The sequence below is a fragment of the Streptomyces sulphureus DSM 40104 genome, from assembly GCF_000381025.1.
Lineage (GTDB): Bacteria > Actinomycetota > Actinomycetes > Streptomycetales > Streptomycetaceae > Streptomyces > Streptomyces sulphureus.
Genome location: NZ_KB905829.1, coordinates 1 through 18,883, shown reverse-complemented (window position 1 = coordinate 18,883; position 18,883 = coordinate 1). Strand labels below are relative to the sequence as shown.

General features: G+C 68.5%; 15 protein-coding genes and 1 pseudogene. 7 read left to right on the top strand and 9 right to left on the bottom strand.

Translation table 11 applies throughout. The annotated features are described in order from the left end of the window. Nucleotides 1–1,853: 1,853 nt before the first annotated feature. From F603_RS0129630 to F603_RS0129620, 3 genes are all read right to left on the bottom strand, one after another. On the bottom strand, nt 1,854–3,587 hold the full coding sequence (locus F603_RS0129630) for a PTS transporter subunit EIIC (RefSeq protein WP_019549553.1): 1,734 nt from the start codon (nt 3,585–3,587) through the stop codon (nt 1,854–1,856). A 193-nt stretch (nt 3,588–3,780) separates the two neighbouring features. Further along, entirely contained in the window at nt 3,781–4,755 is a 975-nt protein-coding gene (gene murQ, locus F603_RS0129625) for an N-acetylmuramic acid 6-phosphate etherase (protein WP_019549552.1), read from the bottom strand. A gap of 53 nt (nt 4,756–4,808) precedes the next feature. Then, on the bottom strand, nt 4,809–5,675 hold the full coding sequence (locus tag F603_RS0129620; RefSeq protein ID WP_078503792.1) for a MurR/RpiR family transcriptional regulator: 867 nt from the start codon (nt 5,673–5,675) through the stop codon (nt 4,809–4,811). 226 nt (nt 5,676–5,901) lie between these two features. Here F603_RS0129620 and F603_RS0129615 point away from each other — a divergent pair, with 226 nt between their 5' ends. Both F603_RS0129615 and F603_RS0129610 read left to right on the top strand, forming a co-directional pair. Continuing rightward, nucleotides 5,902–6,300, top strand: coding sequence for a hypothetical protein (locus F603_RS0129615; protein ID WP_019549550.1), 399 nt, complete (start codon nt 5,902–5,904; stop codon nt 6,298–6,300). 183 nt (nt 6,301–6,483) lie between these two features. Next, the gene (locus tag F603_RS0129610; RefSeq protein ID WP_019549549.1) at nt 6,484–6,798 is read left to right on the top strand and encodes a DUF4031 domain-containing protein; all 315 of its coding nucleotides are present in this window, start codon (nt 6,484–6,486) and stop codon (nt 6,796–6,798) included. 414 nt (nt 6,799–7,212) lie between these two features. Here the strand turns inward: F603_RS0129610 and F603_RS36635 are convergent. Further along, nucleotides 7,213–7,946: pseudogene (locus F603_RS36635) on the bottom strand (MFS transporter); the annotation flags it as partial. Nucleotides 7,947–8,134: 188 nt separating this feature from the next. Then, complete coding sequence (locus F603_RS0129600; RefSeq protein ID WP_019549548.1) at nt 8,135–8,833, bottom strand: HD domain-containing protein; 699 nt, start codon at nt 8,831–8,833, stop codon at nt 8,135–8,137. Between the two features lie 69 nt (nt 8,834–8,902). Here F603_RS0129600 and F603_RS0129595 point away from each other — a divergent pair, with 69 nt between their 5' ends. Continuing rightward, nucleotides 8,903–9,613, top strand: a complete 711-nt coding sequence (locus F603_RS0129595; RefSeq protein WP_019549547.1) for a copper homeostasis protein CutC — start codon at nt 8,903–8,905, stop codon at nt 9,611–9,613. A 51-nt stretch (nt 9,614–9,664) separates the two neighbouring features. Here the strand turns inward: F603_RS0129595 and F603_RS0129590 are convergent, their stop codons facing one another. Then, the gene (locus F603_RS0129590; RefSeq protein ID WP_019549546.1) at nt 9,665–11,836 is read right to left on the bottom strand and encodes a HelD family protein; all 2,172 of its coding nucleotides are present in this window, start codon (nt 11,834–11,836) and stop codon (nt 9,665–9,667) included. Between the two features lie 307 nt (nt 11,837–12,143). Next, on the bottom strand, nt 12,144–12,407 hold the full coding sequence (locus tag F603_RS0129585) for a DUF6158 family protein (protein WP_019549545.1): 264 nt from the start codon (nt 12,405–12,407) through the stop codon (nt 12,144–12,146). Between the two features lie 215 nt (nt 12,408–12,622). Between F603_RS0129585 and F603_RS0129580 the strand changes: the two genes are divergently transcribed. Then, complete coding sequence (locus tag F603_RS0129580; protein ID WP_019549544.1) at nt 12,623–13,432, top strand: methyltransferase domain-containing protein; 810 nt, start codon at nt 12,623–12,625, stop codon at nt 13,430–13,432. Between the two features lie 50 nt (nt 13,433–13,482). On the opposite strand, the gene F603_RS0129575 is transcribed toward F603_RS0129580, so the two are convergent. Both F603_RS0129575 and F603_RS0129570 read right to left on the bottom strand, forming a co-directional pair. Beyond that, nucleotides 13,483–13,857: a DUF3263 domain-containing protein gene (locus tag F603_RS0129575; protein ID WP_019549543.1), complete on the bottom strand. Its 375-nt coding sequence runs from the start codon at nt 13,855–13,857 to the stop codon at nt 13,483–13,485. 16 nt (nt 13,858–13,873) lie between these two features. Further along, complete coding sequence (locus F603_RS0129570; protein WP_469818377.1) at nt 13,874–15,151, bottom strand: extracellular solute-binding protein; 1,278 nt, start codon at nt 15,149–15,151, stop codon at nt 13,874–13,876. Between the two features lie 433 nt (nt 15,152–15,584). On the opposite strand from F603_RS0129570, the gene F603_RS0129565 reads away from it, so the two are divergent. From F603_RS0129565 to F603_RS0129555, 3 genes are all read left to right on the top strand, one after another. Further along, nucleotides 15,585–16,526, top strand: a complete 942-nt coding sequence (locus F603_RS0129565) for an ROK family protein (RefSeq protein ID WP_019549541.1) — start codon at nt 15,585–15,587, stop codon at nt 16,524–16,526. Then, on the top strand, nt 16,523–17,704 hold the full coding sequence (gene nagA / locus F603_RS0129560; protein ID WP_037957386.1) for an N-acetylglucosamine-6-phosphate deacetylase: 1,182 nt from the start codon (nt 16,523–16,525) through the stop codon (nt 17,702–17,704). The genes F603_RS0129565 and nagA overlap by 4 nt, the downstream gene beginning before the upstream one ends. A 112-nt stretch (nt 17,705–17,816) precedes the next feature. Further along, entirely contained in the window at nt 17,817–18,749 is a 933-nt protein-coding gene (locus F603_RS0129555; RefSeq protein WP_019549539.1) for a 1-phosphofructokinase family hexose kinase, read from the top strand. Nucleotides 18,750–18,883 lie beyond the last annotated feature (134 nt).

Genomic DNA, 18,883 nt, shown 5'->3' with positions numbered 1-18,883 from the left:
CGTGTGACTGGATTCGTTGCGCGGTCATTTTGCCGACTCTCGTTGTTCAGCGGCAACAGGCCGTTCCTGATGCGGAACGATTCCCACCACGTCTGGTCGCGCGGGCTCCGTGAGAAGAAGGTTCTTGTGACCCAGCGCAGACCGTTGGTGATGCTCGGCTTTACTGCTTCGAGGTATCGACGGAGGTGTCCGGCGCGCGACAGCTCACGCAGTGCAGTGCGGCATGCAGCCTGCCCCAGCGCCGGCAGTGCTTTCGCCAGGGTCTTGTATCCCATTGCGGCACCAACTGGAAGCGCGTCGATGAACGCCGCCAGGCTCGCTTCTCTCTCGGGGAGATGCTTGAAATCGCCCGTGCTGCGGCCTTGTTGGCCGGGAGCGTTACGTTTTCCGTATCCCCGAGGGGCCATAGGATGGTGATGAATACACTCATGGTCAGGGATGGGCGTGCCGGACTGCCTCACCGCTGTTCCTCCTCCGTGACTGTGGTCGTGCGGCTGCCGTCACTACGACCGTGAGGGACCCGTACGAAGTTCGTCAGCTAACCCGAAGTCGCACGTTGTGACAAGGCGGTTGCCGCACGCCGGTCGAGCCTTTCACCGAACCGACGTCGGCGGTGGGGACGCTGTAACTTACGCTTTGATCCAGGCAAATCGCCTGGCCAGAGACGTCGGTTCGATTTCCATGGTCCTCAAGCTGTCGCTCAACCGGATGTCGTTCACATTCCGCTTGACTCGGAGTAGGGCTGAAACAGTGAAGCCCATCGAGTGGCTGCGATCAGGGCCAGCGTCAGAGGAGCTGCCATCCACCACCTGCTCACGACCTGACGCGCGAGTGGGACGCACGACAGGCAGATGGCCAGTGCTGCGCACGCGAAGGTCATACAGCACATGCCTTCGATGCGAGTGAGGATAAAGTCGCCACGCTGTTCATGAGGAGATGCACTCACGGCCTGGTAACAGGTCGCGCATGCAACGAGATTGAGAACGGCCATCGGCATTCCGAAGGCCCAACGCAGGCCCTTGCTTTTTCCTACCGGACGAGGCTCCGGTCGTTGGGCTTCCCATTCAGGCGGGGTACGGGTCATCGGACTTCCGGCTTGGATTCCTTGCGGCGGTGCCGCAACGGACGTCTGCTGTGCTGCGGACCGAAACCGCAGCAGCACACAACGGGGGAATTATTTTGGGCGCTGTCGAAAACGAGCGCTACGCCCCTCGTTCAGCCGGGAGTCGATCTCCAGCCGGACTTGGAAGTCATCCAAGTTCCGGAGTAATTATGCCGTGCCCGCCCTGTGGTCGAACCCCCGTGATGTACTACCAAAAGGCGGACACGGCTTCCCCGGAGGGATATTGAGGAACTCCGTCTCCGGAGCGCCTCCTCCGGAATACTCCCACACCTCCCGGGCTTCACGGTACGGCTCTCCCCCGCAGGGGTGAACGCGGACCGGAGAAATTTTCCGAACTGCAGGGGCTAACCGAGCCCTCGCGCCTTGTTCGACAACGTGGTTGGCCAAGCGCTTACTTGATGCCGCAGCGGTTGTGCCGCCTCTTCAAGGTATGTGAGGCAGAAGGTCTTGCGTTTGAAGTGCAAGCCCGCCAGCGTGGTCAAGATGGAAGTTCGATTTCTGGCTTTCCTCTAGATCGTCAACATGCTGTGAGAGCGCGGAGGGCCTGAGCAGGGCTAGCGCGGCCGCGCTCGCACACGGGCAGCCATCCTTGCCGGCCAGGCGGAACGTATGTGCCGAGGCGAGGTCATCGTGAGCAGGCAATAGCGGAGCCGGTCGGCTGCTTCGGCATTGCCGCGGTGGGGCCCGGTCAGGATCTGCAGCCCGTGGTTCCCGACGCTCCTCGTGCCCGTTACACGGGGCTTGGAGCTTTGGGCTGTGGTTGATCTCCTTCCGGTCCTTCCGGCTCGGGGCCCTCCGTGCCTGTGTCCCCTTCGTCGCCGTACGTTGGTTCGGTGACGTGGGCTGTGCTCGGTGACGTGGACTTCTCGACGGTCGAAGTGTTCTCCGCGGAACTGGGCGTCGGCTCGGCGTTGAGATCCGACAGCATCGCCCGGCTGAATCCGAAGAGGTATGTGGCGACGAATCCCGCCACGTAACCCACAGTGAGTCCGAACGCGTAGACCGCTGCAACCGGTCCGAGGCCGTGGTCCCCCTTGAGCAGAGGGAAGAGTGCCCATCCCGAAGGGCCGATCGCAGCAGACCCCACCGAGGTCCCGAGCTGGTAGAAGAGGCCGACCACTCCGCCGCCGAAAGCGCCGCCGATGCACGCCGTTACGAAGGGGCGGCCGAGAGGCAAGGAGACGCCGTAAATGAGCGGTTCGCCGATGCCGAGGAACCCCGCGGGAAGTGCGGACTTAATGGTCGTCCTGATCGATGAGTTGCGGCGGAGCTTGTAGTAGATGGCGATTGCCGCTCCGACCTGGCCGGCGCCCGCCATCGCGAGTACCGGGAGGAGCACTGTGTACCCCTGCTGGTCGATCAGTGTCGTATGGATGGGGATCAGTGCCTGGTGCAGCCCTAGCATTACCAGGGGCAGGAACAGCCCGCCGAGAACGAACCCCGCCGCGGTGCCTCCGTGTGCCAGCAACCAGTTCGCGGCGTGCCCGATGCCCGTCGCCAACTCGCCGCACACGTACATGAGACCGAAGAGAGTGACGAGGCCGGATACGAGGACCGTCAAGGTAGGGGTCACCAGCACGTCCAGGGCCTCAGGGACCCATCGTCTGGTGTACTTCTCGACTTGGACGGACAGGAGGGCCGCGAACAAAGCGCCCAGAACGCCTCCCTGCCCGGGGGCCAGTTTGTGGCCGAAGGCCGAGACGTCGGTGACTCCAGGAAAGACGATGACTGCGGCGGCTGCCCCACCCAGCACTGGGGTGCCACCGAACTCCCTCGCGGTGTTGATCCCCACGAACACGGCTAGGAGCGATATGAAACCGCTTGATATCGCTGTGAGGGCGGGCGTCACGGACGAGGCCCAACCCAGGTTCGTCAGAAGTCCGTTGAAGCCAGCGACGATGCCGCAGCCGATGAGTGCCGGGATGAGTGGCACGAAGATGTTCGCGATCCTTCGGAGCATCAGTTTGAGCGGGGTGGCGTTCCTTCGTTTCTGGGCAGTACGGATGGCTTCGCCTTCCGCCGCCAGAGCATCGGAACCGGGGCTCGAGGCTCGGGGCTCGGGGGAACTGGAGTCTCGGCCGAGGCCCGGGGCTCGGAGCTGAGGCGTCGGGGCTCGGGGCTCGGAGTTCCGGGTTTGAGGCCCGGAGTTCGGTTCTTCCGCGACGTCTTTCCCTCGACGCCCCTTCCGCGTCACCGTCGACTGGGCACTCCCGGCGGCCAAACGCTCGAACTCCGGCGTCACGCGCGCGACCTTCCCGGGGCCGAGAACGATCTGATACGTGTCGTCCTCGACCACTCCGAGAACCCCCGGCAACATGCGCAGCTCGGCGTCCTGCACGAGTGACCTGTCGTCCAGGCTCAGACGCAACCTCGTCATGCACTGGCTGACGGATGTCACGTTCCGAGCTCCGCCGACCAGAGGGAGGATCTTTTCGGCTAGCTCGCGGTTCTCGTCTTTGCTCATGCTGGCGTCCTTGGTCGTGGGACGCCGACCGTCGTGGCCGGTGCTGCCGATGGTGCGGCGGCGGACCGCGGAACGCAGGTCGGCCTGCCGAATTCATGGCATCCGGGTGGCAGCGGCGGACAAAGCTGCATGTGCACGTGCGGGCGCGTCATGCAGACGGCAGAGGTGGGCCTCGCGCTCGTGGCGCTGTTGTTCAGACGCGTCCGGCTTCAAGTGCCTTGCGCAGGTGGCCGCCTGAGGAGGTGAGGAGGCGCGTCGCTGTCGTGGCGTCGACATCGCCGAGCAGCATCAGGATGGCGTTCTTCACCTCGCCGTCCGTGGCGGACAGCGCCCTTTCGATCTCCTCGTCCTCCGCGCCGGTGGCCAGGGCCACGATGCGTCGGGAGCGGGCGCGGAGCTTTTCGTTCGAAGCGCGCACGTCCACCATGAGGTTTCCGTAGGTCTTGCCCAAGCGGATCATCGTGAGCGTGGAGATCATGTTGAGGACGAGCTTCTGCGCCGTCCCGGCCTTCAGTCTCGTCGAGCCGGTCAGCAGCTCCGGACCGACCACGACCTCGATTCCGTGGTCGGCGGCGGCAGCAAGCGGTGAGCCCGCGTTGCAGGAGAGGCCGATGGTGAGCGCGCCGTACTGGGAGCGCGCGTACCGCACAGCTCCGACGGCGTACGGAGTGCGCCCGGATGCGGAGATGCCCACCACCGTGTCCCGACTCCCCAGCGCAAGCTGCTCAAGGTCGGCGTCGGCCAGTTCCGGGCTGTCCTCCGCCCCCTCGACGGACGTCCGCAGAGCACCGGGACCGCCGGCGATGAGGCCGACGACCTGGTCGGACGAGGTGTTGAAGGTCGGTGGGCACTCGCTCGCGTCGAGGACCCCGAGGCGCCCGGCGGTGCCGGCGCCCGCGTAGATCAGTCGGCCTCCTTGCGACATCCGCTCGGCGGTGGCGTCGATGGCTGCGGCGATCGTCGGGAGCTGCGTCGCTACGGCGGTCGGGACCGATCCGTCTTCGGTGTTCATGAGCTTCGCGATGTCGAGGGTCGGCAGCCGGTCGATCTCGGCGAGTTCGCTGCGGTATGCCTCGGTTGTCAGGTGGGCCAGCTGCTCCTGGAGCGCGCCGGTCGGCCGGGAGTCGGAAGCGCTGTCGGTAGGGGCTGCTGGAGGTTCGGTGCTCATGGTGCGCGGCTCTCTCTGTGCACGGTTCGGGCCGAAGGATGGGGCAAGAACGCTCAACGGGGTCTGGTCGGCGGAACGTGCCGGTGCGCCAGCGCCTCGTACGAGGCGGACAGGGCCGGCGCCGCCGTCTCGTAGGTGTGTTGCGCGACGCCGACGAAAAGGCAGTCGACGGCGAGGAGTTGGCCCGTCCGGCTCGACATGGCAGCCGGTCGCAGCTCGCTCTCTCGGACTGCCGAGGTGGTGAGTACGTAGTCGGCGTACTGCGTGACCTCGCCGTCCGGGCGACCGGTCACGGCGACGGTGGTCGCGCCGTGCTCGAAGGCGGTCCGCAGCGGCTCGATGACGTCGCCGGTTCGCCCCGAGTGCGTGATCGCCACGGCGACGTCTCCGGGGTGGAGCTGGACGGCGTTGGTGACCGCCAGGTGCGGGTCCGTATGGGAGTGCGCGATGAGGCCGATGCGCAGCAGCTTCTGGGCGAGATCCTGGCCGACCAGGGATGAAGCGCCGACCCCGTAGACGTCCACCCTTCCGGCTGCTGCCATGGCCGTCGCTGCTGCGTCGAGTTGGGACGCGTCGAGGCATGCGGCGGTGTCGGCGAGGGTCTGGCGTTCGTCGTGGGCGAGCTTGGCGATCACTTCGGCCATCGAGTCGTCGACGGCTATGTCGGCGGTGACCGAGGGGGCCGCTCCCGACTGCAGGTGGGCGGCGAGGCCGGCGAGGGCGAGGCGGAGGTCGCGGTAGCCCGGGTAGCCGAGCAGCCGGGAGGTGCGGACGACGGTCGCTTCGCTGGTGCGGGTGCGTTCGGCGAGACCTGTGACGGTGAGTCGGGCACACCCTGCCGGGTCGGAGGCCACCGCTTCGGCGACGCGTTGCATGGAGCGGGTCATGGTGGGAGCCATGGTTCGTACCTTGGCTGCCAGGGCCTCCGGGGCGGGAGGGCTCGGGGAGCGGTCCGTTTCCGATCGGCCGCGGACGGGCGGGGCAGCCGAGACCTGCTTCGGAACGCTGGTGAAATTTTCCTTCAGATTTCCGGCCACAGACGGAAGATATTTTCTGCGGAGCTTTCCGTCAACGGTGCATGACGTGTACGGCTCTCCGGCTGTCCGTGCGGGCCGTTCGGTTCCTCGGTTTGGTGCAATGGAAGGTATGGAAGACCATGAACCGGCATTCGGGCAGTCCGCGAGCGAACCGTCCTCGTTGGAGAGGGGGCTTCACGTTGCGCGGGCCCTGATTCTGGCCGACCTGCATGCGAGCAGGGTTGCGGAGGCCGACATCGTCTCGCTGGTGGAGGAGGCGGTGTCGCACCGTCGATGGTGGGTCGAGCAGTGGCCGGAAGGTGTCGTTTTCGTTGCGGGGCTGGTTGCGCAGGACGTTCAGGATGCCCTGTTGGACAGGTACGGACGGTGGCCCCTGTGTCCCGTGTGCGGTGGTGGAGATCCCCATGCTCTCGATGTGCAGCCGGAGCTCGGGGAGGACCCGCAGTGGGTCTGTTCGGAGACGTCCACTGCTGTGGCACGGATCGGGCAGTTGGGGGCTCGGCTTTGAGCTTTCTTGGGGTCGGGGCTCGGGGCTCAGTTGCGTTCGCGCGGCCTGGCGTCGCCTCCCGGGGCCCGGAGCTCGGGGCTCGGCGCTGGGGGCTCTTTTTTCCGGGGCTCGAGGCTCGGGGCTCGGAGCGCTGTGCCCCGGGGCTCGGGGCTCAGGGCTCGGAGCGCATCCCGAGGCGCTGACGTGACGATCTACATCGACTCCCCGACCTGGCCAGGCCACGGCCGTATGTGGTCGCACCTGGTGAGCGACGCCTCCTACGAAGAGCTGCACGCGTTCGCTGAAGCGCTCGGCTGCCCGCGTCGGGCCTTCGACCGCGACCACTACGACCTGCCCAGTGCCCGGTACGAGACAGCCGTCGCAGCAGGAGCCCGGGAAGTGGGCAGCAAGGAACTGCTCCGCCGTCTCACGGAAGCCGGTTTGCGACGACCGAAGCGCCGCGGCCCGCAAGCCGAAGGAACCCGGCAGTCGGAGCAGCCGTCGCCGTGCCGCTCCTGAGGCCGGCCGATTTCATCCGCGGCCACCACAACGATCCGTTCGGGCCGCCAGGACTGTGAGGAGCACGGCGCCCGCCGCGAGTACGCCCCCGGTGAGGGCAACCGTCCGGTACCCCAGCCCGGCGCCGATGACGAGTCCCCCCCAGCCAGGGACCTGCGGTGTTGCCGAGGTTGAAAGACGAGGTGGCCGTAGCTCCGGCAAGCGTCGGCGCCGAGGAGGCGACATCGAATATCCGGGCGTTGAAGACCGGTCCCGTCGTGAAGGCAGCGACCCCGAGCGCGAGTGTGAGCGCGGCGGCCCCGTACGTGGACGGAGCGAGCGCTGCGAGCAGCGCGAGGGCCGCCGCAGTGGCAGTGATACCGGCGTACATCGTGCCGAAGAGGTGGGAATCGGCAGTGCGGCCGCCGAGAAGAGTGCCGATGAGGCTGCCGATCCCGAAGAGGACGAGCACGGTCGGGACGCCGCCCCAACCAACCCCGACACTTCGGTGAGCAGCGGCGCGAGGTACGAAAAGAGGGCGAAGGTCGCCGCGGCGTTGCATGCGATGGTGCCGACTGCGAGCCAGACCCGGCGGTCGCGGTGGATGCGTGCCTCACGGCGCAGTCTCGGAGCCTCCGTCCCGACGTGTGCAGCCGTCCGAGGCACCAGCAGCGCGACGCCCGTGATGCCGAGTCCGGCCAGTATCGCGACGCCCCAGAACGAGGCACGCCACCCCGCGTGTTGGCCGAGGAACGATCCCGCCGGCACCCCGGCGATATTGGCGACGCTCAACCCGCCCACCATCACGGCCAAGGCACGCGCCTTGACGCCGTCCGGGACGAGCGACACCGCCACGGCTGTGCCGACAGCCCAGGAACCCGCACACGCCAGTGCACTGACGAGACGTGAGCCAAGAGCACCTCGTACGTCGGAGCCAAGGCTCCGGCGACTTGTCCGAGTACGAAGACGAAGAGGAAGGTGAGAAGCGTGGCGCGTCGGGGAAGCCGTAGTGTCGCGGCCGCCAGAAGTGGCGCGCCGAGGACCATGCCGATCGCAAACGCCGAGATCAGAAGTCCTGCTCGGGGAATCGAGACGCCGAGATCGCGGGCTATGGGCTGGAGGATGCCCGCGAGCATGAACTCCGAGGTACCCAGCGAAAAGACGGACATCCCCAGCACGTACACGGCGAGGGGCATGCGACGTCTGCCTACGGGAGCGGCCTGGCCGCTTGGAGGCTGGGCAGGCACTCCGGAGGGTGTATCGGGTCTGTTTCCGTCAGCCGGCGTGATGTCCGCGGGCAGGTGAGGCCAACCGGCCGATCAACGTGCTGCATTCCCCGCGAAGTTGGAACCTGTCGTCAGGCCGCCAGTAGGTCGAGTTCCGTTTGTACGTTGTGTCGTGCGGCTTCCTCCCAGTGTTCCGCGCCGTAGGGGGTGCTGAACACTCTGGGAAGTGCGAGGAGTTGAGCTAGCACCTCTGACCGGGCCGTGCGGAAGACGGCTTCCGGGACGAACGAGTACTCCTGCCGGATCTGTGCGGCGTATCGGGCGTACGCCTCGGGCGGGCCTGCGAGTACGGACAGGTCCGCGTCGCAGAGGACGGCGCCTGCCGCGTCGTCGGGCGAGGGGGCGTGCGAGGTGGTGAGCCGGACCAGCCTGGCGACCTCCGCTGTACGGGATGCGTCGACGCCCGCTTCCGGGAGGGCGCGTTCTGCCAGGCGGGCGCTGCGGTCCTCGTTCTCGCTGCGGTCGGGGCGGTAGACGGCGTCGTGGAACCAGGCCGCCAGGAGCACGGTGTCCCGGTCGAAGGGGCTCCCCTCGCGCCGCGGGTCCTCCGGGGCCAGCAGGGCCACCTGATCAAGGACGGTGCGGAGGTGCGTAGTTGAGTGGTAATGGCGTTGCGGTTCTGACCAGCGTTGCAGGAGGTCGGCTCCGTACGGCGTCGGGTCTGGATGTGCTGTGCCGCCGCGAGCGCTGATGAGGAGGGCCGTCCAGGCGGCGAGAAGGTCGTCGGTCGGCTGGGGAACGGCGTCGTCTTCCGGTTCTGTGGAGCTCACGGGCCAATTGTCGTCGTCGGGCGCGGTGCTGTCTTCCGGGGAAACTCGGGGTATGGCACTCTGTGGTATATGTCTAGACCAATTCTTGAGGTGATCGCGCTCGACGCCGAGGATGCGCGTGCTGCGCAGGCCGGAGGGGCGGACCGCCTCGAACTGGTTTCGGCGATCGAGGAGGACGGACTCACGCCGAGCAGGGAGACGGTCGCCCGTGTCGTCGCTGCTGTCGACATTCCCGTTCGCGTGATGCTCCGGCCCGCCAACGGCTTCCGGATGGCCGGGCAGCGGGAGCTCGAGAGCCTGTGTGCGGAGTCCCGTGCCCTGCGCGAAGAGGGAGCGTCTGAGTTCGTTTTCGGGTACCTCGATGAGGCCGGGCTCCCCGACATCCCGGTGCTCGCCGCTTTGAACGAGGCTGTCGCGGGCTGTCGTTGGACCTACCACCGAGCCATCGACCGGGCTGCCGACAGGGATGGTCTGCGGAAACGGCTCGCCTCTCTCGGCGACCTCCCGGGGCTCGATACCTACCTGACGGCGGGTTCGGCAGACGGTGTGGGGAGCGGGTTGGATGTGCTCCGCAGTGAAGCGCGCCGGTCGCGGACGGGGGAACCGGGGTACGGGCCGCGGCTGATGGTCGGGGGTGGGCTCCAGCTCCGGCATGTGCCGGAGCTGTTGGCGGAGGGGCTGGATGCCTTCCATATCGGTGGTGCTGCTCGGAGAGGGGGATGGTCGGGCAGGGTTGATCCGGGGGAGGTCGGTGTGTGGCGGGGGTTGCTGGGCGGGTGAGGGTGGGGGCTGGCGGTGTGTAGCTTGTCGCCGAGCCCCGAGCCCCGAGCCCTACCGGAGTGCCTCCGGCAGCGGCGCGGAATGGACCACGGTCAGCCCGGACACAGCACGGGTCAACGCCACGTACAGGCGCCTGAGGCCGGTCCAGGGATCGGGCTCGGCTGCGACGACAGCTGCGGGTTCGTCGAGTACGACGTGGTCGTACTCGAGGCCCTTGGTCAGCGGGGCCGGCGCCAGGGTCAGCCTCGTCTGCGGCGAGGTGTCCTCTCCGGGAGCCAGATGGGCGAGTCCGGCTGCACGCAGGGCCGTGGTCAAGGCGGGGATGCGGTCGTCGGAAGCGATGAGGCCGACGGTGCCTTCGTGAGCCAGGGCCTCCCTGCATGCCTCCACGACGGCGGCGTCGAGTTTATCGGCGCTTCGCTCCCGCACTGCGAACCGTCCGGCGGCGTCCCTGATCGACGTGGCTTCCTTGAGAGTCGGGGCGATCTGCGGAAGGAGCCTGGAGGCGTAGGCGATCACTTCCCGCGGTACGCGGAAGCCGTCCGTCAGCTCCTCGACCACGGCGTCCGGTTTGCCCAGGTGGTGCATGGCTTCCTCCCAACTCGTCGTCGCCCAGGGCGTGGTGCCCTGGGCGAGGTCGCCGAGGATGGTCGCCGTGCCTGTGGCGCACCGTCGGCCCAGGGCTCGGTACTCCATTGCGGACAGATCCTGTGCCTCGTCCAGTACGAGGTGGCCGACGGAGGCGGAGCGGGCGACGAGTGACATCGCCTCGTCCACCAGTACCGCGTCGACACGGGACCATTTCGCCGAGCGCACCCCTCTGCCCGGCGTCTTCCAGAGGAGCTCCTCCTGCTCCTCCGCGGTGAAGATGCCGTCCGCGTGCTCGGCGAGAAACTCCGGCTCGGAGAGGAGCCTGAGGACGAGCTTGGCAGGATCGACGGCCGGCCAGCAGGAGTTGACGAATGCCTTGACGGCCACGTTCTTCGTGACCGTCCTCTCCATCGTGCTGTCGGCCGTTTCGCCGGTTTTCTCGACCCGGGTGAGGATCGCATGCCCGACGCGGAGCGGCAGCGCCTCCCGTCCGGCGTTGTAGTGGAAGCCTCGTTCGAGGAGCTCGTCCACGAACCTGCTCAGCTCCTCGACGGGGATGCGCCACCGGCGGATCCCACGCGAGACCACGAGCGGTTCCTCGGGCTTCCGGACGCCGGAGTAGACGGCACGGCGCAGGACTTCGGCCATCCGCGCATCGCCCTTGAGCTTCGCCGACGCAGCCGATTCCGTTCCCTTGAGCTTGCCGCCGGAGGTGAGGAGGGCGTGCTGGGTGAGCTCGTCGACCGTGGCCTGCCGTACCTCCGACTCGCCCAGGGAGGGCAGGACTTGGGCGATGTAGTGGAGGAACGAGTCGTTGGGCCCGACGACGAGCGTGCCCGTCCGCGCCAGCCTCTTGCGATGTGCATAGAGGAGGTAGGCGACGCGGTGCAGTCCGACGGCGGTCTTACCCGTCCCCGGGGCACCCTGGACGCAGACGGTGTCGTCGACGTCCGCGCGGACGATGGTGTCCTGTTCGGGCTGGATCGTCGCCACGATGTCACGCATCGGACCCACGCGCGGACGTTCGATCTCGGCCTGCAACAGTGCACTCGAACGTGCGGACTCCGAGGGGTCGGTGAGGTGTTCGTCCTCGTACGCCGACAGGTCGCCATTGGTGTAACCGAAGCGTCGGCGCATGGCGACGTCCAGCGGATCGGTCTTGGAGGCGCTGTAGAAGGGACGGGACACGGGGGCGCGCCAGTCGACCACCAGGGGGTCGCCGTCGGTGTCGTGGACGTGGCGGCGGCCGACGTAGAACCTGTCGCCGATGTCGGCGTAGCCGTGCAGGAAGTCGAGGCGGCCGAAGAAGAGCGGTGAGCCGGGAAGGTCGGCGAGCGATGCGACTCGGGCGTCGATGTCGCGTGCGAGGACGGCGGCGTTGACCCAGTTGGTTGCCACGTCCGAGATGTTCAGCGACTCGGTGTCCTGGCGCATCGCGCGCAGTGCGGCGCGGGCGCGGGCGAGGTGCTTTCGCTCATGCGACAGGGCATCGGTCGAAGGCGTGAGAGTTCGCTCGTCGGCCACCGGATGCGGGGCGGTCCCGGTTGGCGTCGGCTGGGCCTGGTCTTCGTCGGGCTGCCGCGCCGCTGCTCGGTCGTCGTCGTCCGGGGGTGCGATCTCGGGCGCGCTCACGGTGTTGCCTCCGGGGTGTGCGTGCGCAGCACGACGGCGCGCCTGTGCCGCGCGCGGAGATCGGGGCAGCAGGCGCCGTGCTGGCGAATGGCTGGGATGGTGCCTCGGCGGTGCTACCGAGGGCCGACCGGTTTCCGTGCGGCGGCGTCCCCGCGGCTGGGCGGGGAGGAGAGAGGGTGATGTTACGCGCGCTCTCTCGCCGGCGCCAACGGTTTTCCGACCGTCCTGGCGGCAGCGCTCCGGTCGGTGAGGTGGTCGTCCGAATCGCCCGAATCAAGGGCGACAGAGTGGGGATCGATCACTCTGCTCACTCGGTGCGTGAACGTGCGCCCTCGCGGGTTCTGCCGGAGGAGACGGGGCGGTCCGGGTGGCGGCGCAGGTACTCCTGCTCCAGTTGTCGCAGGCGTTCCGTGTGTGCGTTCAGGGCGTCGGCCGAGCCGTGCAGGAGTGTGTCGTGGCGCGTCCGGTGGATGGTCTCCAGCTCCTTCACTAGCTGCGCATCGGTGAGTTCACTCGGATCGATGCCCATGATCTCCAGCCCTTCGCCACCGGGTTCGCGTCGTTCGCCCACAGCACGTTCCGAACCGGGGAAGTGGTTCGGGCGTCGGGACCAGTCTCCTTCCTCGCGGGCCGGTTGGCCGTTTCTGCAGGGCGGTCTTCATGCAAACGGGTAGCGCAGTAGCCGTCGGTGGACGAACGGGCTTACTGCGGTACGGCCCGCACACTGCCGATCGAATTGTGAGACGGTACTGTCCGCAATGCGAGCGGCAGGCTTACGGTGCTGCCATGGGAAGAGAGACCGCCTTCTACACACATGGCCACCACGCGTCCGTACTCCGCTCCCACCGCTGGCGCACCGCGGCCAACTCGGCCGCGTACGTGCTGGAAGAGATCGCGCCGGATGCCGCCGTGCTCGACATCGGGTGCGGTCCGGGGACGATCAGCGCGGACTTCGCCGAGGCTGTTCCGAGCGGGCATGTCGTCGCGGTGGACGCCTCCTCCACCGTCCTTGGTGAGGCAGAAGTGGCAGCCGGTGGGCGCGGGCTACGGAATATTGAGTTCCGGGTTGGGGACGTGCACAGGTTGGAGTTCGGGGACGGTGCGTTCGATGTCGTCCACGCGCATCAGTTGCTGCAGCACGTCGGGAAACCGGTGGCCGCGCTCCGGGAGATGCGGCGGGTGCGGACAGGTCGAGGGGTCGTCGCTGCGCGGGACGCGGATTACGGAGGGATGTTCTGGTATCCGCAGCTTCCGGGGCTCGACGCGTGGCGGGATCTCTATCAGCGAGTGGCGCGCGCGAACGGGGGCGAACCGGATGCCGGGAGGCGGCTCCACGCCTGGGCACGGGAGGCGGGGTTTCGTGAGGTCGGTGCCTCTGCCGGGGCCTGGTGCTATGCGTCGGCCGAGGAACGTCAGTGGTGGGGGGAGTTGTGGGCCGAGCGGATCGTGGAATCGAATTTCGCCAGGTCGGCGGTGGATGGTGGGCACGCCTCGGCCGAGGAGTTGCGGCGGATGGGGAGGGCCTGGCTGGACTGGGCGGGGGATGAGGACGGGTGGTTTGTGGTGCCTCATGGGGAGGTGGTGTGTCGGGGGTGAGCCCCGAGCCCCGAGCCCCGAGCCCCGAGCCACCGTCCCTACCACGTGACTCAACGCAACTGACGCTGAGCATCCCGGCGTTCGCGCAAGCGCTTCACGGTGCCCGCGTCGTGCCGCCACGCCCGAGGGTCGTCAAGTAGCGCGTTGAGCAACTGGTAATAGCGCGGAGCCGAGAGCTCGAGCCGCTCCCGGATCGCCCGCTCCTTCTTCCCGGGGCTCGGCCATCCGCGGCGCTCGAACGCGAGCACCTCCCGCTCCAGCTCCGTCAGTTCGCCGAAGTCGCCCTTCTCTGCCGGACGGAGGCCACCGTCGGGGCTTTCCCTCACGGCGGGCTCGCCCCGGGGCCCGAGCCCTTCCTCGCCCGGCGCCCGGCGACAGGCTTCGCCGGCGCCCGTCTCCGCCCCGTCCGAGCCATTGGTACCCATGGCTCCAAGGTACCGACTACTCCTGTCCTTCCTCCGCCTCAGCCTTGCGCTGCATCCCCGTGAGCAGCGCCTCCGGATCGGTCGCGTCGAGCATCGCCTTGCCGATGTTGCCCTTCAGATCCGCGTTGACCGCTGCCCAGGAGACCTTGCCGAGCGGATAGAAGTCGGCCGACGGCAACTGGTCGAGGAACCGCCAGAGGTCACGGTGGTCGCGGTCCTTGCGCATGCGTTCGGAGGCCGAAGTGGTAACGGGCAGCAGGTCGTAGCTGTCGACGAAGGAGTAGTGGTTCTTCTCCGAGTAGACGAAGTCGAGGAAGGTGCCGATCGCCTCGCGGTTCCCGTGCTGGCGGAATGCCATCATCCAGTCCGCCACTCCGAGCGTGGAGCCGGCCGGCCCCTTCTCGCCCGGCAGTTGGGCCATCCCGAAGTCCACCTTGCCCCGCTTCGCCTGCGGCATCAGCGTGGGATGGCCGTTGAGCATGCCGACCTCCCCTTCGGCGAACGCCTCGAAGATCTCCGCACGGTTGGTCTTGTGGGGAGCGGGCTGGGTGAGCCCCGGCCGGACGAGGTTCTCCCGGAGCCAGCGGAGGGCGCGTACGTTCTCTTCGGCGTTGACGGAGTACGTCCCGACGCTGTCCGTGTATCCGCCGCCTGCGCCGAGCATCCACATGAGGGCCTCGCCCTGCGCCTCCTCGGGTCCAAGGGGAAGCCCGTACGGAATTTTGACGCCGGCGGAGTTGAGCCGTTCCGCCATGCTGCGCACTTGGCTCCATGTGCGGGGAGGCTTCTCCGGGTCGAGCCCGGCCTTTTCGAAGAGCGCCTTGTTGTAGAAGAAGAGCCGCGTGCTGGTGACGAAGGGAAGACCGTACTGGACCCGGTTGACCTGCCCGGCTTCTGCCAGGTTCGCGAGGAAGTCGGCCTGGACGGGTATGGGCAGCAGGTCGCTCGCCTTGTAGAGCTTGCCCGCTCCGGCGAAGTCGGCGTAGGCGCCGATCTGCGCGATGTCGGGTGCGTCGTCGTCGGCCACCATCTCGGCGACCTTCTTCTCGATGGTGTTCCAGCTCAACACCCGTACGTCGACGCTGATGTCGGAGTGCGCGCGTTGGAACGCGTCGGCGAGACGCTGCCAGTAGCCGCGGGAGCTGTCTCCCGCGGAGGGGGAACCGTAGTCGGCGGCTACGAGGCGCAGCGTCGTCTCGCCCGGCCCGCCGATGCCGCAGCCCGTCGTTGCAGCCCCCGTGGAGGCCGCGCCCATGCCCGCAACGGCCGCACGCAAAAACCGTCTTCGTTCCACTTGCTGACTCTCCTCCATGCCGAGCTGTGCTGACGTTCGAGAGCTCGGGCATGCAGAGCGGTCGCCACGTGCGCGAACGGTACGACCGTTCTGGGCACGCTCCCCCCGAGCAGAACAGCGTGACGCGGACGCAGCTCTCCCAGGCCGTTCCGCTTCCCACCTTGCGCCGCCTACCTCACTACAGCCTCTCCACCGGCACAACCCACCTGCCACAGCGAGGAGTTGAAGAAAACCCAGCCTCGCACGACAGGGACCGCGCAGGTCGCACTACGACAAAGATCCGCTACTGGACTAGACCTATTCTGCAGTCTCGCGGGAGACTGTGGGGCGTCAACCGACCGATTATCCGAGGCACTTTGCGTACGAGCGCGACGTGCACACCGCCAGCCCAGGCCGGCCCGCAGCCGGCCCAGCCCCGACAGCGAGAAGTGCAGTGAGCCCACGGCAATACGTCATCGCCCTCGACATCGGTGGCACCGGCATGAAGGCCGCCCTGATCGACAGCGACAACAGACCGCTCCACGAGGCACGCCGCCGCACGCACGCCGAACGCGGCCCCGACGCCGTACTCCACGAGGTACTCGAGTTCGCCGAGGACCTGCGGCGCACCGGCGTCGAGAAGTACGCAACACCCCCGGTCGCCGCCGGAGTTGCCGTGCCCGGCGTGATCGACGAGGCGACGGGCACCGTCACCTTCGCCGCGAACCTCGCCTGGCGCGAAGTGCCCTTGCGTTCCCTCCTCGTGGAGCGGCTCGGCATGCCCGTCGCCCTCGGGCACGACGTACGCACCGGAGGCCTCGCCGAGGGACGGCTCGGCGCGGGCGAGGGAACGGATCGTTTTCTCTTCGTGCCGATCGGTACCGGAATCGCCGGGGCGATCGGCATCGACGGGCGGGTCGAACCGGGGGCGCACGGAGGAGCCGGAGAGATAGGCCACGTCGTCGTCGATCCGGAAGGTCCGGAGTGCGGCTGCGGCCAGCGGGGCTGTCTGGAGGCGCTCGCCTCCGCCGCCGCGGTCGGTCGCGACTGGGCTGCCGTCTGCGGAAACCCCGCGGCGACAGCGGCGGACGCGGCGAAGGCCGTCGCGTCGGGTGACGTGCGTGCGCTGGCGGTGTGGCAGAAGGCGGTCGATCGTCTCGCCGGCGGTCTCGTCATGGCCTGCACGCTGCTCGACCCGCGCACACTGATCGTCGGCGGAGGTCTCGCCGAGGCCGGTGAGACCCTCTTCGCTCCGTTGCGTGACGCGGTGCGCGACCGCGTCACGTTCCAACATCCCCCCACAATCGTGCCCGCGGCCCTCGGGGACGCCGCCGGCTGCCTGGGCGCGGGGCTCCTCGCCTGGGATCTTCTCTCCGCGGAGGTTTCACGTCGATGAGTAAGCGAACGGTGCTGTCCGGAGCGCGCCTCGTACTCCCTGACGGGGTGCACGAGAGCGGCCGACTGACCATCGAGGACCGCACGATCGCCCATGTCACCAAGCGTCCGTCCGTAGTCGACCCTGAAGATGAGCAGGCGACGGTCGTGGACCTGACCGGCCACTGGGTCGTTCCGGGCTTCGTCGACGTCCACGTGCACGGCGGCGGGAACGCCTCCTTCTCGGCCGGCACGGCAGAGGAAGCCCTGCGGACCATTCACACGCACCGCGCGCACGGCACGACCACGACCGTCGCCTCGACGGTCACGGGCACCCTCGACGATCTGTCCGAGCAGGCGCGGGTGTTGAGTGAACTCGTCGAACAGGGCGACCTCGCGGGGGTCCACTTCGAGGGGCCGTTCATCTCGCTGCAGCGCTGCGGCGCCCACGACACCTCGCTGCTCCGCGATCCGGACCCGGCCGACGTGCGGAGGCTCGTCGACGCCGCACGGGGCACCGCCGTCATGCTGACGCTCGCCCCCGAACTTCCGGGCGGAATCGACTCCGTACGCCTCCTCGCCGACCTCGGCGTCCGGGCCGCCGTCGGGCACACCGACGCCGACTACGAGACGGTCGGACGCGCCGTCGAGGCGGGCGCCACCGTGGCCACGCACCTCTTCAACGCCATGCCGGTGCTCGGCCACCGCGCGCCGGGCCCGGTCGCCGCGCTCCTCGAGGACGACCGCGTCACCGTCGAACTCATCAACGACGGCACGCACATGCACCGCGCGGCCCTGGAACTCGCATTCCGCGACGCCGGTCCTGGACGGGTCGCCTTCATCACCGACGCGATGGGTGCGGCGGGGATGGGGGATGGGCGGTACCCGCTCGGCCCGCTCGAGGTGGAGGTGAGCGACGGTGTCGCACGCCTCGTCGAGGGCGGGTCGATCGCCGGCTCGACGCTCACTCTCGACAGGGCGTTCCGCCGCGCGGTCACGGTGGACGGGTTGCCCGTTCCGGACGTCGTCGCCGCGCTCTCGGCGACCCCGGCACGGCTGCTGGGGATGCAGGACCGAGTGGGGTCGTTGGAGGTCGGGAAGTACGCGGACCTCGTGGTGCTCGACGCGGAGTTCGAGGTCGTCGGCGTGATGAGGCGGGGCGCATGGGTCCGCGAGCCGGGGGTGCGTACGGGCGCGTGAAACGGCTCGTCAACAGGCTTGCGGGCCGGGCTGGTTGTTGTCGGGGACTCGTCATGGGCGTCGGTCGGATGGTTTGATCACACCGTTCCGACGGCCGGCGGGAGGGAGTCCGGTGATACTGACGGTCACGCTCAACGCTGCCCTTGACGTCACCTACCGAGTGCCCCGCCTCGACCCGCACGGAACGCACCGGGTGCGCTCGGCGACGGAGCGTCCGGGCGGCAAGGGCCTCAACGTCGCCCGGGTGCTCGCTGCGCTCGGGTACGCGACTGCGGTCACCGGCTTCGTCGGCGGCGACACGGGCCGGGCCGTCCGCGCCCTGCTCGACGCCGAACGAGGGCACCATCGCAGCGTGCGGGACGAACTCGTCACCGTCGAGGGCGGCACTCGCCGCACACTGGCCGTGGTCGACGAGACCACGGGCGACACCACGCAGTTCAACGAGGCCGGGCCGGAGATATCGGCCCAGGAGTGGGCGACGTTCCGGAACGCGTACCGGCGGCTGCTCGGTGAAGCAGAGGCCGTTGCGCTGTGCGGCAGCCTTCCACCGGGGCTGCCCGTCGGGGCCTATGCCGGCCTGGTGCGGGAAGCGCGCGCTGCGCAGGTCCCGGTGCTCCTCGACACCAGCGGCGAACCGCTGCGCCGAGGGCTTGCCGCTCGGCCCGACCTCGTCAAGCCGAACCTGGCGGAGCTGGTGGAGATCACCGGGAGCACGGACCCGGTGGGGGCGGCGCGGGACGCGCGCCGCCGTGGAGCACGGGCGGTCGCCGCGTCGTTGGGGGCGGACGGCATGGTGCTCGTGACGGAAGACGGTACGCGCAGGGCCCGGCCGCCCAGGCGGCTCGGCGGGAACCCGACGGGGGCGGGGGACTCGGCCGTGGCGGGGTTGCTGCTCGGGGTGGTGCGGGGGCGGGGCTGGCGTGAGGCGCTTGTCGAGGCGGTTGCTCTGTCGACGGCGACTGTGGTGGCGGAGGCGGCGGGGGAGTTCGTGGGGGAGGTGTATCGGGAGGCGTTGGGCGGTGTGGAGGTGTGGGAGGGGGAGTGATCGGCGCTGGTCGCCGGGTTTTGGGTTGGGTCGGGCGCGTGAGTGCTGGGCCTTGGCCATGCGGGGCTGGGGTGCTCACACTCGTCGCCGAGCCCCGAGCCCCGAGCCCCGAGCCCCGAGCCCCGAGCCCCGAG

Excerpts from the sequence above, each read along its gene's own strand:
- F603_RS0129630 (WP_019549553.1), bottom strand. The coding sequence starts at position 3,587 with ATGAGCAAAGACGAGAACCGCGAGCTAGCCGAAAAGATCCTCCCTCTG.
- murQ (WP_019549552.1), bottom strand. The coding sequence starts at position 4,755 with ATGAGCACCGAACCTCCAGCAGCCCCTACCGACAGCGCTTCCGACTCC.
- F603_RS0129615 (WP_019549550.1), top strand. The coding sequence starts at position 5,902 with ATGGAAGACCATGAACCGGCATTCGGGCAGTCCGCGAGCGAACCGTCC.
- F603_RS0129595 (WP_019549547.1), top strand. The coding sequence starts at position 8,903 with ATGTCTAGACCAATTCTTGAGGTGATCGCGCTCGACGCCGAGGATGCG.
- F603_RS0129580 (WP_019549544.1), top strand. The coding sequence starts at position 12,623 with ATGGGAAGAGAGACCGCCTTCTACACACATGGCCACCACGCGTCCGTA.
- F603_RS0129575 (WP_019549543.1), bottom strand. The coding sequence starts at position 13,857 with ATGGGTACCAATGGCTCGGACGGGGCGGAGACGGGCGCCGGCGAAGCC.
- nagA (WP_037957386.1), top strand. The coding sequence starts at position 16,523 with ATGAGTAAGCGAACGGTGCTGTCCGGAGCGCGCCTCGTACTCCCTGAC.